Below are 16,144 nucleotides of genomic sequence, written 5' to 3'. Positions count from 1 at the left end.
CGGCGCCCCGACCATGGCGTCATGACGATCCGGACCGTGTGCGGTTATTGCGGTGTGGGCTGTGGGCTGAACCTCACGGTCCGCGACGGCACCGTGACCGCGAGCGCGGGCGACCCGACGCACCCCGCGAACCGCGGACGCCTGTGCACCAAAGGTGCGACCACCGTGGATCTGCTGTCCGCCCCCGGACGTCTCACCCGCGCCGCGATCCGGACCGACCGGGACACCGAACCCGCACCGGCCGCCCTCGATACGGTCATCACCGCGACCGCCGATCATCTGCGCCGCATCATGGACGAGCACGGCCCGGATGCCGTGGCCCTCTATGTCTCCGGGCAGATGACCCTCGAGGCGCAATACGTCGCGAACAAACTCGCCAAGGGCTTCCTCCGCACCAATCAGATCGAGTCGAACTCCCGGCTCTGCATGGCCAGTGCGGGCACCGGGTACAAGCAATCCCTCGGCGCGGACGGCCCGCCCGGCAGCTACGACGACCTCGATCATGCCGACCTGTTCTTCGTGATCGGCGCCAACATGGCCGACTGCCATCCGATCCTGTTCCTGCGCATGATGGATCGGGTCAAAGCCGGGGCAACGCTGATCGTCGTCGACCCGCGACATACCGCCACCGCGGCGAAAGCCGATCTCCACCTGCCCATTCGCCCCGGCACCGATCTCGCACTCCTCAACGGGTTGCTCCATCTGATCGTCGAGAACGGTCACCTCGACGAATCCTTCATCGCCGAACACACCGACGGCTGGGACGCGATGGCACCGGCTCTCGCCGCCCATCCACCTGCGCGGGCCGCCGAGATCACCGGTCTGGCCGAGGCCGATCTGCGCCGCGCCGCCGATCTCATCGGACGTACGCGACACTGGGTCAGCCTGTGGACCATGGGACTCAACCAGAGCACCCACGGCACCTGGCACACGAATGCGCTGTGCAATCTCCACCTGGCCACCGGCGCCATCTGCCGCACCGGGGCAGGGCCTTTCTCCCTCACCGGGCAACCCAATGCCATGGGCGGCCGGGAAATGGGCTACATGGGACCGGGACTGCCCGGACAGCGCAGCGCCACCGTCGCCGACGACCGTGCGTTCACCGAGGAACGCTGGGATCTGGCTCCCGGCACCCTGCGGGACGATCCGGGCGGCGGCACCATCGACATGTTCGAACGAATGGCGGCCGGCGAGATTCGCGCCGCCTGGATCATCTGCACCAATCCCGTTGCGTCGGTGGCAAACCGATCGACCGTGCAGGCTGCTCTCGAACGTGCCGAACTGGTCGTCGTGCAGGATGCCTACGCCGGCACCGAGACCTCCGCGTATGCCGATGTGCTGCTTCCCGCCGCCCTGTGGACGGAATCACCTGGTGTCCTGGTCAATTCGGAACGCACACTCACCCTCGCCAACCAGGCGACCGATCCCCCCGGCGATGCACTGCCCGACTGGGAAATCATCTGCCGGGTCGCCCGCGCCATGGGATATCAGCAGGGATTCGACTTCGCTTCCGCCGCCGAGATCTTCGACGAGATCCGCACCTTCTGGAATCCGGTGACCGGCTGGGATATTCGCGGGGTCGATCACGAACGGCTGCGTCACACGCCGGTGCAGTGGCCCGCGCCACCGATGGACGTCGCCGGAGACGAGCCCCGTCATCCGATCCGGTATCTCAACGACGGCATCAGCCAGACGCTGCACCGACGCGAGGACGGCAGCGTGCCCGCGCTCGCGTTCCCGACACCGACACGGCGGGCCCACTTCCTCCCCCGGCCCTATATGCCGCCCGCCGAACTGCCTGATGACGACTATCCCCTGGTTCTCACCACGGGCCGGTTGCCGCATCAGTGGCACACCATGACGAAGACCGGGAGGGTCGCCACGCTGACCAGACTCAACCCCTCGTCGTTTCTGCAGATCCACCCCGATGACGCCGAGCGGCACGGCATCACCGCCGACGACCACATCCGCGTGACCTCCCGACGCGGCACCGCGGTGTTGCCCGCGCGGATCAGCACCGACATCCGTCCCGGAACATGCTTCGCCCCCATGCATTTCAACGACGCGTTCGGCACGGACCTGTCGATCAACGCCGTCACCAACGACGCGGTGGACCCGGATTCCCGGCAACCGGAGTTCAAGGCCTGCGCCGTCGCGGTGGCGCCGATGCCTGCCGCCACGCCGGTTCCTGACACCTCGGTCCCACCGGAGAGCACGGCCCCGATCGACGCCGTGGACGCACTGGCTCACGCCCTGACCACGCCGCCCGCGGAGGTAGGTCCTCTCGCACCCGCCGACGAGTTCTACCTCACCGGTCTGCTGGGCGGCCTGCGGGCGCTCCCACCGACGGATGCGATTCCGGTGCTGCCCGCGTCGGCCCCACTCGCCGGCGGAGTCCGTAGCTGGGTGGACGGACTGCTGACCGGAATCTACTCCCGCATACCGCTGCTCCGATCAGTCGACGCATCAGCGGGTACACCACGTGACACTGTGCACATGGTATGGGCATCTCAGACGGGCACCGCGCAGGAGTATGCGGAGTCCTGTGCACAGTCGTTGCGGGCGCGGGGCATCCACGTCGATCTTGGCTGCGCGGACCGGGTCGACGTCGACTCCCTTTCCGGCACTGTCCTGTTCGTCGTCAGTACGACCGGTGACGGCGACGCACCCGACAACGGCATCGCCCTCTGGGATGCGCTTGCCGACGCCGACGAACTGTCCGCACTGTCCTATGCGGTGCTCGGCTTCGGCGATTCCGGCTACTCGGACTTCTGTGGTTTCGCCCGGAAACTCGATGCGCGACTGTCCTATCTGGGCGCCGAGCGGATCGTCGAGCGTGGCTCGTGCGAGCCGGACTTCGAGGCCACCGCCGACCTGTGGCTCGGACAGGTGATCACGGCACTTGACGAACGCTCCGTCGGAGGTGACGGGTCCACCGTCACGCAGTCCACCGCGACTTCCGGCAGCACCCCCGGCGATTCGCGGTCGAATCCATTGCGCACCCGAGTCATCCACAACCGGCTGCTGAGCGATTCCGGATCGGCAAAGGAAGTACGCTCCATCGCTTTTCACCTCCCGGACGATTCCCCGGGGTATTCACCGGGCGATGCGCTCGGTGTCTGGCCGACCAACGATCCGGCACTCGTCGACGAACTCGTCGACGTCATCGGGTGTGCGGCGGATCAGCCGGTCACCATCGGCGGAGAGGAGATGTCGCTCGGGCACGCCCTGTCGCATCGGCTGGACATCACCCGCGCGACACCGACGTTCATGACCTTTCTCCGCGAACACGGCCGCACCGTCGACTCCGGCACCGACGACCCGCCGTGGGGATGCCAATGCGTCGACCTCGCCCGGGACCACGGGGTCAGAGCATCCGCGCAAGCCTGGGCCGACGCCTTCCGTCCACTCGCCCCACGCCTGTACTCGATCTCCTCGAGCCCCCTCGTCGATCCGAAGCGGGTCGAGATCACCGTCTCCGCAGTCCGTTTCCGCGTCGGGGACACCATCCGGCACGGCACCTGCTCGACCTTCCTCGCCGACCGGGTCGAACCCGAGACCGACGAGGTCGACATATTCGTCAAACGCAACCGTGGTTTCCGCCTGCCCGACGACGACGTCCCGGTGATCATGATCGGTCCGGGCACCGGTATCGCACCGTTTCGCGGCTTCCTCGCCGAACGCGCCGCCACCGGGGCAACCGGCCGCAACTGGCTGTTCTTCGGCGACCAGCACGCGGCCACCGACTTCTACTACCGCGACGAGCTGTCCGAACACCTGGACAGCGGACTGCTCACGAGGCTCGACGTGGCCTTCTCCCGCGATCAACCCGACAAGATCTACGTGCAGGATCGTATGCGGGACAACGCAGGCGAACTGTGGGCGTGGCTGCGCTCCGGTGCACACGTCTACGTCTGCGGCGACGCCGAACGCATGGCCGCCGACGTGGACGCCACGCTGCGGCGGATCGTCGCGGAGCAAGGTCGCCTCGCACCGTCCGGCGCCGACGCATTCGTCGGCGCCCTCGCCGCGGACAAGCGCTATGTCCGGGACGTGTACTGAGCCACCGGCACAGGCGTCCACGACTTCACGACCGGACATACATCGCCGTGAGGAGTCCGTGATCGTCCGGCAATCAACACGGAGATTCCCGGCAACACCATCCCCCTACCGTGAGGCACCATGAGCATCGAGACGTCCACCCCAACCGGCACTTCCACGCAGCCACGAACGTGCGTAGTGGTCGGACACGGCATGGTCGGGCATCGATTCGTCGAGGCCCTCCGCACCCGCGACACCGACGGCGCATTGCAGATCATCGTCCTCGCCGAGGAATCCGACGCCGCCTACGACCGGGTCGGACTCTCCGCCTACGTCGGCGCCTGGCAGCGCACCGAGTTGGCGTTGCCGGGCAACGCGTATGCCGGTGACGACGCGGTCGACCTGCGCCTGTCCTCCCCGGTCACCGCGATCGACCGGGAGAACCGGACGGTGACCGTCACCGACGGCACGATCGTCGGCTACGACGCCCTCGTCCTCGCCACCGGCTCCTATGCCTTCGTTCCGCCGGTACCCGGCCACGACCTGCCCGGCTGCCACGTCTATCGCACCTTCGACGATCTCGATGCGATCAGGACCCGTGCCGAGGCGGCACTCGCACGATCCGACGACGCCGTGGGTGTGGTCGTAGGTGGCGGTCTTCTCGGACTCGAGGCGGCCAACGCCCTGCGCACCCTCGGTCTGAGACCCCATGTGGTCGAAGTGAATCCGCGGCTCATGCCGCAGCAGATCGACGCCGCCGGCGGCGAACACCTGGCGCGGATGATCGGCGACCTCGGGATCGACATCTCCCTGTCGTCCGGAACCGCCGCCATCCATCCGGCCGACGACGGTGACGGACTGCTCGTCACCCTGGCCGACGACAGCACCGTCGACACCGCGGTGGTGGTCTTCGCGGCCGGGGTGCGTCCCCGGGACGGCCTCGCCCGGGACGCGGGCCTCGATATCGCCGAACGCGGCGGCGTCATCACCGACCGTCAGTGCGTCACCTCCGATCCGGCGATCTTCGCGATCGGTGAGGTCGCCGCCGTCGAGGGTCGCTGCTACGGTCTCGTCGGCCCCGGATACGCGACGGCCGAGGTCGTCGTCGACCAATTGCTCGGCGGCACCGCGGAATTCCCGGGCGCCGACATGTCGACCAAATTGAAACTGCTCGGCGTCGACGTGGCCAGCTTCGGCGATGCCCTCGGTACCACGCCCGGCGCACTCGACGTCGTGGTCAGCGACCCCATCAAGGGCACGTATGCGAAACTCGTTCTCTCCGATGATGCCTCGACACTGCTCGGCGGTGTGCTGATCGGCGATGCGAGCGCATACGGCATGCTGCGCCCCCTCGTCGGCTCCACACTGCCGGGTGATCCGGTCGGCCTCATCGCACCAAGTTCCGGTGACTCCCCGGGGCTCGGCGTCGGCGCACTGCCCGACGACGCACAGGTCTGCTCCTGTAACGCCGTGTGCACCGGGGAACTGCGGACGGCCATCGCCGACGGGGCCGCCGACGTACCGGCTCTGAAGAAGTGCACCGGCGCGGGCGCATCGTGCGGCTCGTGTGTTCCGCTGCTGTCCCAACTGCTCGCCGCCGAGGGCGTCACGCAGTCGACGGCACTGTGCGAACACTTCTCGCAGTCACGGGCCGAACTCTTCGAACTGATTCAGGCAAGCGGCATTCGCACCTTCAGCGGACTGATCGAACGATTCGGTACCGGAACCGGTTGCGACATCTGCAAACCCACCGTCGCATCGATTCTGGCGTCGACCGGTTCGGACCACATCCTCGACGGCGAGCAGGCCTCGCTCCAGGACAGCAACGACCATTTCCTCGCCAACATCCAACGAAACGGCACCTATTCGGTGGTGCCCCGGGTGCCGGGCGGCGACATCACACCCGACCAGCTCATCCTCATCGGCGAGATCGCCCGCGATTTCGGCCTCTACACCAAGATCACCGGCGGTCAGCGGATCGACATGTTCGGCGCCACCGTCGAGCAACTACCGCAGATCTGGCGGCGACTCGTCGACGGCGGTATGGAATCCGGCCAGGCCTACGGCAAATCGTTGCGCACGGTCAAAAGCTGCGTCGGCACCGACTGGTGCCGGTACGGCCAGCAGGACTCGGTGCAGATGGCCATCGATCTCGAACTGCGTTATCGCGGACTGCGATCCCCGCACAAGATCAAGATGGCCGTGTCCGGATGCGCCCGCGAATGCGCCGAGGCACGTGGCAAGGACGTCGGGGTGATCGCCACCGAGTCCGGGTGGAATCTCTATGTGTGCGGAAACGGCGGCATGACGCCCAAGCATGCGATGCTGCTCGCCGGAGACCTCGACGGCGACACCCTGATCCGCTATATCGACCGGTTCCTGATGTATTACATCCGGACCGCCGACCGCCTGCAACGCACCGCACCCTGGCTGGAGGCACTCGACGGCGGGCTCGACCATCTGAAGTCCGTCGTCATCGACGACAGTCTGGGCCTCGCAGCGGATTTCGAGGCCGCCATGGGCCGCCACGTCGACGGCTACGCCTGCGAGTGGAAGGGGGTCCTCGAGGATCCGGAGAAGCTGTCGCGCTTCGTGTCCTTCGTCAACGCACCCGAATCACCCGACCCCACAGTGCAGTTCACCCAGAAGAACGGCCGCAAGGTTCCGGTGCTCATCGGATCGCCCGCCATGCCCGTGCGCTGAACCGGTACCGGGGTCTCGATACGGCGACTCGCTGCGCTCGTGGCCTACTCGACCAGCAGAAGCGCCCGCCCACCGCCGATCGAGTAGACCGAGGCGCCAGCCCCCAACCGCTGATCGAGTAGACCGAGGCGCTAGCCCCCAACCGCTGATCGAGTAGACCGAGGCGCTAGCCGAGGTCGTATCGAGATCCAACGGACACGGTCTCGACACGCCCCACACGACGACAGAAGGACCACGCATGACACTCAGCTTCGATCTGCATCACTGGACCCGCGAATGGACGCCGGCCTGCGCGGCATCTGCACTCGCACCACTGCGCGGAGTCGGCGTCCTGTTGCCCGACGGGTCGCAGGTGGCGCTGTTCCGCCTCGCCGATGACTCCATCCGGGCGGTCGGCAACATCGATCCGATCGGCCGCGCCGCGGTCATGTCGCGCGGGATCGTCGGCGATCGCAACGGTTTCCCGGTCGTCCAGTCCCCGTTGAAGAAGCAGGCGTACAGCCTCCTCGACGGTCGCTGCCTGGACGCCGATGGCGTATCGATACCCGTGTACGGCACCCGCATCGGACTGGACGGCACGGTCTTCGTGGCCAACTCCCCCGACGTCCGGTTCGGGTACCGGCCGCGCCGGGCCACCGCCTGACCCGCCATGACGATCCTGCTGGTGGCACACGGCACCCGAAATCCGCACGGTGTGAACCTGATCGGAGACCTCGCGACCGCAGTCTCGCGGCGGATGCACGACACCGTCCGCGTCGCGTTCGTCGACGTGCTCGGCCCCAGCCCGAGCGAGGTGCTCGCCGACCTGACGCATGAACGCGTCGTCGTGGTGCCTGCGTTCCTCTCGAGGGGATATCACGTGCGCGTCGACATCCCCGGCCACATCACGGCTTCCGGACATGCCGATTGCGTTGTCACACCGGCACTCGGGCCGTCACCGGATCTGGCCGAAGCGTTGCTGGATCGGCTCCGCGAGGCCGGCGCCGGCGCACCGTCACCCCGCGCGAGCGGACTGGTCCTGGCGGCGGCCGGGTCTTCGGATCCGCACGCGCAACGCGACATCCGGGTCACGGCGGACACGCTGTCGACACTCACCGGCATGCCCGTCGGGATCGGCTACGCCGCACCACCGGCGACCGGCGAGCACCCGTCGGTGATCGACGCCGTCGAACACATGCGCGGCAGCGGTGCCTCCCATGTCGCGGTCGCGTCGTATCTCCTGGCACCCGGCCTGTTCCAGAATCGGCTCCGGGAGGCGCGGGCGGACATCGTCGCGCAACCGCTGGGGCTACATCCGCGGATCTTCGACGTGGTGTGTGACCGCGTCAGTCGAGCGCGAGCCGATATCCCCGTTTGACGACGGTGGCGATGAGCCCCTTGACCCCCAACGCGGCGCGCAGGCGGGCGATCGCCGCCTCCACCGCATGGGTGTCGTCACTCGCGGCGGGCAGCACCGCCAGCAGATCCTCCCTCGACACCACCTCACCCGGGTTGCGGGCCAGTTCACGCAGCAGCGACATCGCGCTGGGCGGTACATCGCGGGGTTCGCCGTCGACGGTCGCGGACACCGCACGCACCCCCAGTGAGTGACCGTCGACCGCCAACGGCGGCTTGCGCGCAGGGAGATCATCGGCGACCAGGCGGGCCAGCGCACCGAGCCGCATACGGTCGGGGGCGACCGTCTCGATACCGATACGGGTCAGCGGACCGGCCGTCACCGGTCCGACGCAGTACGGAATCACGCTGGTGGACAAGGCATGCCGCACTCCGGCGAGAACTCCCGCGTCATCGGCCCGCATCAACACCGACGCGACCGCCGGCGCCGAGGTGAAGGTGACCGCGTCCACCTGCGCGAGAGCGAGCTGCTCGACCAGCGCATCCAGCGGTCGGGTGTCCTGCGGCAACTCCCACCGATAGACGGGCACACCGACGACCTCCGCGCCACGCGCGGACAACTCGTCGAGGAAGCCCGGCACCGGGTCCCAGTCGTCCGTAGCACCGTGGAGCTGCACCGCGACACGACGGCCGGCGAGATCGTCGGCGGTCAGATGCGTAAGCACCTCGGCCGAGGACTCCGAGACCGGCGACCATTCCTCGCGGAGTCCGGCGGCCCGCAGCGCGCCGGTCGCCTTGGGGCCACGCGAGATCACCCGCGCGCCGCCGAGGGCCGTGAGCAACGTCTCGGCAAGACCCCAGCCGTCCGCGGCCTCGATCCATCCACGAAAACCGATCCCGGTGGTGGCGATCAACAGGTCGGGCGGTGAGGCGATGAGCTCCTCGGTGGCCTGTCGGAGACGTTCGTCGTCGGCCAGCGGCACCATCGCGATGGCGGGGGTCGACACCACGTCGGCACCACGCCTGCGCAGCAGTGTCTCGAATTCGTCCGCTCGCCGGGCCGCGGTGATCGCGACCGTGAAACCGGTGAGGGGCAGGTCGGCGCCCGGTGTGCCGGTGGACGCGGGTCGATCGCTGGGCATGGGTCACTTTCGATCGGGTGTGTGCGGGCTGCAAACAGCTTGCCATGGGGAGGTCTCTCGATGCGACGCACCGACACCGAACACCCGGGGCCGGGGTCCCGGGTGTTCGGTCCGTCCGGAACGATCAGATACCGGCGGGTTCGGGGTCCGCGGCATCCCGCGCAATCGGGAGCCACCGTGTGCGTCCGCCTTCCGCGGGAACGGTCAGGTACACCCGCCAGGTGACGAGCACCGCGATCACGTAGAAGGCACCGAAGACCCAGAAGGCCGCGGTCGCGGTGCCCTGTGTTTGATAGGACTGCCGCAGAACGAGGTTGATGCCCACTCCGCCGAGGCCGCCGATCGCACCCGCGATGCCGATCACCGCACCGGACATGGAACGCGAATAGTGCACGCGCGCAGCCTCATCGAGCCCCAGGGTCCGGGACTGCGCCTCGAAGATCGTCGGGATCATCTTGTACACCGAGCCGTTGCCGACCCCGGACAGCAGGAACAGCGCAATGAACCCGACGATGTACCCGGTCATCGCCGCTCCCGATGCCGCACCCTGCCCGGCACCGGTGGACGCCGCGATGAGGACACCGGCGAAGGCGACCATGCCCACGAAGACCCCGAGCGTGACCCGGCCGCCACCGATCCGGTCGGCGAGTTTCCCGCCGTACACGCGCGCCACCGAGCCGAGCAGCGGCCCGATGAACGCTATCTGCGCTGCATGCAGGGCCGCCTGGGGTGCGGTGTCGCCGCCGGCGATGAAGTTGATCTGCAGGACCTGACCGAAGGCGAACGAGAAGCCGATGAACGACCCGAAGGTACCGATGTAGAGCAGTGAGATCACCCAGGTGTCGCGGTTGCGCACCGCGGCGCGCATGGCCGCCATGTCGACGCTCGGCACCGACAGATTGTCCATGAACAGTGCCGCACCGATACCCGCCGCCGTGAGCACCACCAGATAGAAGGCGCACACCCAGTACGGTTGCGTATTGCCGACGGTGGCGATCACCAGCAGGCCGATGAGTTGCACCGCGGGCACGCCGAGATTGCCGCCACCGGCATTCAGGCCCAGTGCCCACCCCTTCAGGCGTTGCGGGAAGAAGGCGTTGATATTGGTCATCGACGACGCGAAATTGCCGCCCCCGAGCCCGGTCACTGCCGCGCACACGAGGTAAACCCACAGCGGCTGACCGGGATTGGCGAGGATCAGGATGGTTCCGGTGACCGGGATCAACAGGACGAACGCCGAGAAGATCGTCCAGTTACGGCCACCGAAGCGGGCCGTCGCCATCGTGTACGGGAACCGCAGGAGCGAGCCGGTGAGGGTCGCGCAGGCACCGATCAGGAACTTGTCGGCGGGTGAGAGTCCATAGATGTCGGCGGGCATGAACAGCACCATCACCGACCACAGGGACCACACCGAGAATCCGATGTGCTCGGCGAACACCGACCAGATCAGGTTGCGGTAGGCGATCTTCTTGCCGCCCGCCTCCCAGGCGGTCTCGTCCTCCGGATCCCACCGGGTGATCACACGTGAACGTGGCATGGGCTGATTCCTCTCATCAACGGATGCCCCGACGATAGGAATCACGTATTGCCCCAAGGGTTCCCGCGATGACCCCGACGTAACCTCTATCTCACGGTCTCGCCCGCCTCATCGTGAGCCACAGGGCTCGCGTGGCCTCGATACGGCGGCTCGCTGCCTCGGCGCCTACTCGACCAGCGGCAGTCGTCTCCGGGCGCTGATTGAGTAGGCCGAGATGTCAGCGCCGCCGCCGACGACCCGTACCGAAGATCGCGCGACTGATCTCACGGCCCGCGGACGAGGCCGCCGATCGGAGGAAGCTCTGCATCGGCTTGCTGGTGAGCACCTCGGTCAGGATGCCCGGCTGCTCCGGAGTCGGCGCGGGCATGGGTGGCACCGGAACCGATTCGGGTGCCGGCGCATCGGCCGACTCATCCGGCGCAAGGGTTTTCGCCGCCAGCTTCTCGTACGCCGATTCCCGGTCGACGGGCTGACCGTACTTGGCGTACAACGGGCTTGCCTTGGCCGCCGCGGTGATCGCCTCGGCACCAACGGCTTCCATCGACGATCGCGGTGCACGCATGACCGTCCACGCCACCGGTGTCGGTGCGCCCTTCTCGGACAGCACGGTGACGACCGCCTCACCGGTGCCGAGGGAGGTGAGCGCCTTCTCGAGGTCGTAGACCTCGGACACCGGGTAGGTCTTGACCGTCTTGGCGAGAGCCTTCTGATCGTCGGGGGTGAAGGCGCGCAACGCATGCTGGATGCGGGCTCCCAACTGCGACAGCACCTCATTGGGGATGTCGGTGGGCAATTGGGAGCAGAAGAACACGCCGACGCCCTTGGAGCGGATGAGTTTGACGGTCTGCTCGACCTGCTGCTTGAAGGCCTTCGACGCGTCGTCGAACAGCAGGTGCGACTCGTCGAAGATGAAGACCAGTTTCGGCTTGTCGAGGTCGCCGACCTCCGGCAGGAACTCGAAGAGATCCGCCAGGATCCACATCAGGAAGGTCGAGAACAGCGCGGGACGGGACGACTGTGCGCCCAGCTCGAACAGTGTGATGACGCCACGTCCGTCGGCGCCGACGCGCAACAGGTCGGCGGGCTCGATCTCGGGTTCGCCGAAGAACGTGTCGCCGCCCTCGGCCTCCAGGTTGGTCAGCGCGCGGAGGATGACTCCCGCGGTCTGCGTGGAGACCCCGCCGATGGCCTTCAGTTCCGGCTTGCCCTCGTCGCTCGTCAGGTAGGCGATCACCAAGCGCAGATCCTTCAGGTCGAGCAGCGGCAGCGCCTTCTGATCCGCCCAGTGGAAGATCAGACCGAGCGTCGACTCCTGGGTATCGTTGAGCCCCAACACTTTACTCAGCAGGATCGGGCCGAACGAGGTGATCGTCGCGCGGACCGGCACACCGACACCGCCCGAGCCGAGCGAGACGAACTCGACCGGATACGCGGCGGGCTGCCAGTCGTCGCCGGTCTGCGCGGTCCGCTCGGCGATCTTGTCGTTGCCGGCGCCGGGGTTCGAGAGTCCCGACAGATCACCCTTGATGTCAGCCATGATGACCGGGACACCGTTGGCGGAGAGCTGTTCGGCGATGAGTTGCAGCGACTTCGTCTTGCCGGTGCCGGTGGCACCCGCGACCAGCCCGTGCCGGTTCATCATCGCCAGCGGGATGCGCACCTTCGCGGCGGGGTCGACCTGCCCGTCCACCGACACCGTGCCCAGTTCCAGGGCGGCGCCGTCGAAGGCATATCCGGCGGCGATCGTCTGAGCGTCCTGCTTGTCGTCGGTCACGGATGCCCTCTCATCATGGTCAGATCCTCGGTTACCTGAGGAAACAATAGCGGTCGGCACACCGGCGCTCCCCCGCTGACGGCTATCGTTAGCCGCATGCAGGACAAACTGGTGTGGATCGATTGCGAGATGACCGGCCTCGACCTCGGATCGGACAAGCTGATCGAGATCGCGGCCCTGGTCACCGACAGTGACCTGAACATCCTCGGCGACGGCGTCGACATCGTCATACACGCCGACGACGACGCACTCGCCGCCATGCCGGACGTGGTGACCAAGATGCATGCCGCCTCCGGCCTCACCGACGAGGTGCGTGCCGCGACCGTGACCGTCGCCGAAGCCGAGAAACAGGTCCTCGACTACATCCGCACGCACGTCACTACCGCCGGCGCCGTGCCGCTGGCCGGCAATTCGATCGCCACCGACCGCGGCTTCATCGCGCGCGACATGCCCGAACTCGACGCCTACCTGCACTACCGCATGGTCGATGTCAGTTCCATCAAGGAACTGTGCCGTCGCTGGTTCCCGAAGGTCTACTTCGGTCAGCCGGAGAAGGGCCTCGCGCACCGCGCCCTCGCCGACATCCGTGAATCCATCCGCGAACTCAAGTACTACCGCCTGGCTGCGTTCGTCGCCGATCCGGGGCCCGACACCGATCAGCTCGCCGAGATCGTCGCTGACCTCGGACCTGCATGAACACGCCCTGACCTAACCGATTGGAGTTCGGGCACCCGGACCCGCTAGAGTATGTCTCTGGCTCTGGAACCCGGAGAGCGATCCCGGGGTCCCGACGCCGATGGTGGATGTAGTTCAGTTGGTAGAGCACCAGGTTGTGATCCTGGCTGTCGCGGGTTCGAGTCCCGTCATCCACCCCGATAAGTGGGAGGGCTCCGGCGCCCTCCCACTTTTTTGTCTGCGACGACCTCTCCCTACCCGCGCTTCCGGACGCCTACTCCGCTGAGACCAGCACGTTTGCACTTTGCTGAACCCACGCCTCACCCGGCACGTTCCGTTCATCTTGATGACGTAGCATCCGCCGCATGCTGGAGGATCTGAACAAGGCGGCGAAGAAGGTCGGACTGCACGTCGCGGCAGCGAAGAAGGACGACCTGTACTCCGTTCGCAAGGCGAAGAACGCCAAGCTGGTCGCGAAGAACGTCGATGCCGACGAGGTCATGAAGATCATCAAGAAGAAGAAGGACAAGGACTAGCAGGCCGGTCCCCGACCGCCGTCGGAACACAACTCGCCCCCTCCGGAATCGTCCGGCGGGGGCGTTCGTCGTTCCGGACGGCCAAATGAGATGTAGCTCGCCCAATCTGACCCGATGCGAGACAGATCACGCATCACCCGATACGATGCCGTTACTTCAGGTCATTTGACCTAAACATTCGGACGTTAGCGTTTCGACGTCCGCAGCGGCTTGGCAGATCGGGGAATGACCATGGGACAACACATCTCGCGACGCGTCTTCTTGGGCGGCGCGGTCGGTGCGGCCGGCGCGCTGGCCGGAGCCGGGGTGCTCGGCAGCACCGGCCGTGCATCCGCCACGCCGGCACGCGGCAGCGTCGATGCGATCGTTGTCGGAGCCGGACTGTCCGGGCTGTCCGCCGCACGGAAACTCAGCCGCGCGGGTGCATCCGTACTGGTCCTCGAAGCACGTGAGCGGCCCGGTGGTCGCATCCACAACATCCGTTCGGCGCGTACCGGCGCGAATCTCGACGCGGGGGCCGAGTTCGTCGGACCGACGCAGAATCGCATCAACGCGCTCGCCCGCGAATACGACGTGCGCACCATCCCGACCTATAACCAGGGCGACAGCCTGTACTGGCATGACGGCACCGGACATCGGATGTCCGCCGCGGTTCCGGTGCCACCAGTACCCGAAGCGGCCGAGGCGCTCGCCGCACTCGGCCGCGCGCAGGCCGACGCACTCGCGGGATTCCCTGTGGGCGAGCCGTGGAAACACCCAGACGCCGCACGGCTCGACTCGATGACCTGGAAGCAGTACACCGACCAACTCTCGTCGTCGCGCGCCGGTCGTGCACTGAATTCACTGGCGCTGTCGGCCGCGGTGTCCACGCGCCCGGACCAGGTTTCCGCACTCTATTACCTGAACTACATCGCCGCGGCCGGTGACGAACAGAATCCGGGCACCCTGATCCGGCTGCTCAGTACCGACGACGGCGCTCAGGAGCGACTCTTCCAGGGCGGCGCCGCACTCATCCCGATCCGGATGGCGCGGAACCTGGGCAGCCGCATCGTCTACAACGCACCGGTCCGGGCGATCGACACCTCCGGCGGGCGGACCACCGTGACCACCGATGCCGGTACCTTCAGCGGACACAAGGTCATTGTCGCGATGTCGCCGGCCATCGTCGACCAGATCGATTTCCGCCCAGGGCTTCCCGCCGCCCGGACCGGCCTGCATCGCGGGTACACGATGGGCGCGGTCAGCAAATTCGCCGCGCTCTACCGCACGCCGTTCTGGCGCGAGAACGGCATGTCCGGCCAGGTGATCGGCAACGGCACACCCATCGACGTGACCTTCGAGGCCGCTACCGACGGCAATCACATCCTGATGGGATTCATCTCGGCGGATGCCATGCGCCGTCTCGACCATGCGTCGGAGTCGCAGATCGTCCGGGAATGCATCGGCAACTTCGTCGACTACTTCGGACCACAGGCCCGCGAGCACATCGACCACGGCATCTTCAAATGGGATCTCGAACCCTGGTCGCGAGGTGGTCCGGTGGCGACGACGCGGCCCGGCATCCTCACGAAATACGGTCCGGCACTGCGTAATCCGGTGGGTCCCATCCACTGGGCCGGCACCGAGACCGCCGACTTCTGGACCGGCTACATGGATGGCGCGGTCCGCTCGGGCGAACGCGCGGCCCGCGAAGTGCTCGACGCCCTGCGCTGAATCAGCACCCCGAACCGAGGACGACACCATGCCGCGTATACCTGTCGAGGAGCGTCGAGAGCTCCTGTTCGATGCCGCGTTCCGGGTGATCGCGCGTCATGGCGTCGACGGCGCGACCACACGTGCCATCGCCGCCGAGGCCGGCGTCACCCTCTCGACGCTGCATTATGTCTTCGCATCGCGGGACGAACTGCTGGCGGCGCTGGTACAACGCGGCACCGACAACGAGCTCGCACTGATCGCCGAGACCCTCGGTGAGACATCATCGGACGCCCCAGGCGGTATCGAGGGTGTGCGAACCTTCTTGCACGACAGCATCTTCGGATACATCTCGGCCGTTGTCGACGACCCCGACCGGGCACAGGCCCTGATCTCACTGAACCAATACACCCGTCAGTCCCAGGGACTCGCCGACCTCGGCGCCGACCTGTACCACCGCTACTACCAGGCCATCACCGCCGGACTGATCCTCGCCGCCGAGCAGGCGGGAGTGTCATGGTCACGTCCGCCCGCCGAGCTCGCCCCCCTGGTGGTCGCGGCGACGGACGGAATCACCCTGTCCTACCTGAATATTCGTGATCGATCGATCTGCGAGCAGATCGGTGAGGCAACGATCGCACACCTCATCCGACACGTCGGCACCGACGCCTGACGTCTCGCCCCTCCCGGTCATCACCGGCCCGTCTTT

11 protein-coding genes and 1 tRNA gene are annotated in these 16,144 nt (G+C 67.0%); 9 read left to right on the top strand and 3 right to left on the bottom strand.

Features of this window, described 5'->3' with window-relative positions; translation table 11 throughout:
* The first annotated feature begins 21 nt into the window (after positions 1–21).
* From AC4JJG_RS07700 to AC4JJG_RS07685, 4 genes are all read left to right on the top strand, one after another.
* On the top strand, positions 22–4,062 hold the full coding sequence (locus AC4JJG_RS07700; protein ID WP_495402022.1) for a bifunctional nitrate reductase/sulfite reductase flavoprotein subunit alpha: 4,041 nt from the start codon (positions 22–24) through the stop codon (positions 4,060–4,062).
* Between the two features lie 120 nt (positions 4,063–4,182).
* The gene (gene nirB / locus AC4JJG_RS07695; protein ID WP_495405750.1) at positions 4,183–6,744 is read left to right on the top strand and encodes a nitrite reductase large subunit NirB; all 2,562 of its coding nucleotides are present in this window, start codon (positions 4,183–4,185) and stop codon (positions 6,742–6,744) included.
* A 238-nt stretch (positions 6,745–6,982) separates the two neighbouring features.
* Positions 6,983–7,387 (top strand): nitrite reductase small subunit NirD, encoded by a 405-nt coding sequence (gene nirD / locus AC4JJG_RS07690; protein WP_495402024.1) that lies wholly within the window; start codon positions 6,983–6,985, stop codon positions 7,385–7,387.
* A gap of 6 nt (positions 7,388–7,393) precedes the next feature.
* Positions 7,394–8,101, top strand: a complete 708-nt coding sequence (locus AC4JJG_RS07685; protein ID WP_495402025.1) for a sirohydrochlorin chelatase — start codon at positions 7,394–7,396, stop codon at positions 8,099–8,101.
* On the opposite strand, the gene AC4JJG_RS07680 is transcribed toward AC4JJG_RS07685, so the two are convergent.
* The 3 genes from AC4JJG_RS07680 to AC4JJG_RS07670 form a co-directional block, all read right to left on the bottom strand.
* Complete coding sequence (locus AC4JJG_RS07680) at positions 8,070–9,221, bottom strand: uroporphyrinogen-III synthase (protein WP_495402026.1); 1,152 nt, start codon at positions 9,219–9,221, stop codon at positions 8,070–8,072. The genes AC4JJG_RS07685 and AC4JJG_RS07680 overlap by 32 nt on opposite strands.
* Before the next feature lie 124 nt (positions 9,222–9,345).
* Positions 9,346–10,758 carry an MFS transporter gene (locus tag AC4JJG_RS07675; protein ID WP_495402027.1) on the bottom strand — a complete coding sequence of 471 codons (1,413 nt, stop codon included), beginning with the start codon at positions 10,756–10,758 and terminating at the stop codon, positions 9,346–9,348.
* A gap of 217 nt (positions 10,759–10,975) precedes the next feature.
* Positions 10,976–12,532 carry a helicase HerA-like domain-containing protein gene (locus AC4JJG_RS07670; protein ID WP_495402028.1) on the bottom strand — a complete coding sequence of 519 codons (1,557 nt, stop codon included), beginning with the start codon at positions 12,530–12,532 and terminating at the stop codon, positions 10,976–10,978.
* 96 nt (positions 12,533–12,628) lie between these two features.
* On the opposite strand from AC4JJG_RS07670, the gene orn reads away from it, so the two are divergent.
* From orn to AC4JJG_RS07645, 5 genes are all read left to right on the top strand, one after another.
* On the top strand, positions 12,629–13,228 hold the full coding sequence (orn, locus tag AC4JJG_RS07665; protein WP_495402029.1) for an oligoribonuclease: 600 nt from the start codon (positions 12,629–12,631) through the stop codon (positions 13,226–13,228).
* 103 nt (positions 13,229–13,331) lie between these two features.
* Positions 13,332–13,404, top strand: a tRNA-His gene (locus tag AC4JJG_RS07660).
* A 168-nt stretch (positions 13,405–13,572) separates the two neighbouring features.
* Positions 13,573–13,743: a hypothetical protein gene (locus tag AC4JJG_RS07655; RefSeq protein ID WP_495402030.1), complete on the top strand. Its 171-nt coding sequence runs from the start codon at positions 13,573–13,575 to the stop codon at positions 13,741–13,743.
* A 231-nt stretch (positions 13,744–13,974) separates the two neighbouring features.
* On the top strand, positions 13,975–15,456 hold the full coding sequence (locus tag AC4JJG_RS07650; RefSeq protein WP_495402031.1) for a flavin monoamine oxidase family protein: 1,482 nt from the start codon (positions 13,975–13,977) through the stop codon (positions 15,454–15,456).
* A gap of 28 nt (positions 15,457–15,484) precedes the next feature.
* Positions 15,485–16,108, top strand: coding sequence for a TetR/AcrR family transcriptional regulator (locus tag AC4JJG_RS07645; RefSeq protein ID WP_495402032.1), 624 nt, complete (start codon positions 15,485–15,487; stop codon positions 16,106–16,108).
* Positions 16,109–16,144: the final 36 nt, after the last annotated feature.

This window comes from Gordonia sp. B8661-1, assembly GCF_059427765.1.
The sequence above is the reverse complement of the archived record's forward strand: the minus strand, read 5'-3'. Positions and strand labels throughout refer to the sequence as shown.

Coding starts and splice junctions, on each gene's coding strand:
- AC4JJG_RS07700 (WP_495402022.1), top strand. CDS start 22: ATGACGATCCGGACCGTGTGCGGTTATTGCGGTGTGGGCTGTGGGCTG.
- nirB (WP_495405750.1), top strand. CDS start 4,183: ATGAGCATCGAGACGTCCACCCCAACCGGCACTTCCACGCAGCCACGA.
- nirD (WP_495402024.1), top strand. CDS start 6,983: ATGACACTCAGCTTCGATCTGCATCACTGGACCCGCGAATGGACGCCG.
- AC4JJG_RS07685 (WP_495402025.1), top strand. CDS start 7,394: ATGACGATCCTGCTGGTGGCACACGGCACCCGAAATCCGCACGGTGTG.
- AC4JJG_RS07680 (WP_495402026.1), bottom strand. CDS start 9,221: ATGCCCAGCGATCGACCCGCGTCCACCGGCACACCGGGCGCCGACCTG.
- AC4JJG_RS07675 (WP_495402027.1), bottom strand. CDS start 10,758: ATGCCACGTTCACGTGTGATCACCCGGTGGGATCCGGAGGACGAGACC.
- orn (WP_495402029.1), top strand. CDS start 12,629: ATGCAGGACAAACTGGTGTGGATCGATTGCGAGATGACCGGCCTCGAC.
- AC4JJG_RS07655 (WP_495402030.1), top strand. CDS start 13,573: ATGCTGGAGGATCTGAACAAGGCGGCGAAGAAGGTCGGACTGCACGTC.
- AC4JJG_RS07650 (WP_495402031.1), top strand. CDS start 13,975: ATGGGACAACACATCTCGCGACGCGTCTTCTTGGGCGGCGCGGTCGGT.
- AC4JJG_RS07645 (WP_495402032.1), top strand. CDS start 15,485: ATGCCGCGTATACCTGTCGAGGAGCGTCGAGAGCTCCTGTTCGATGCC.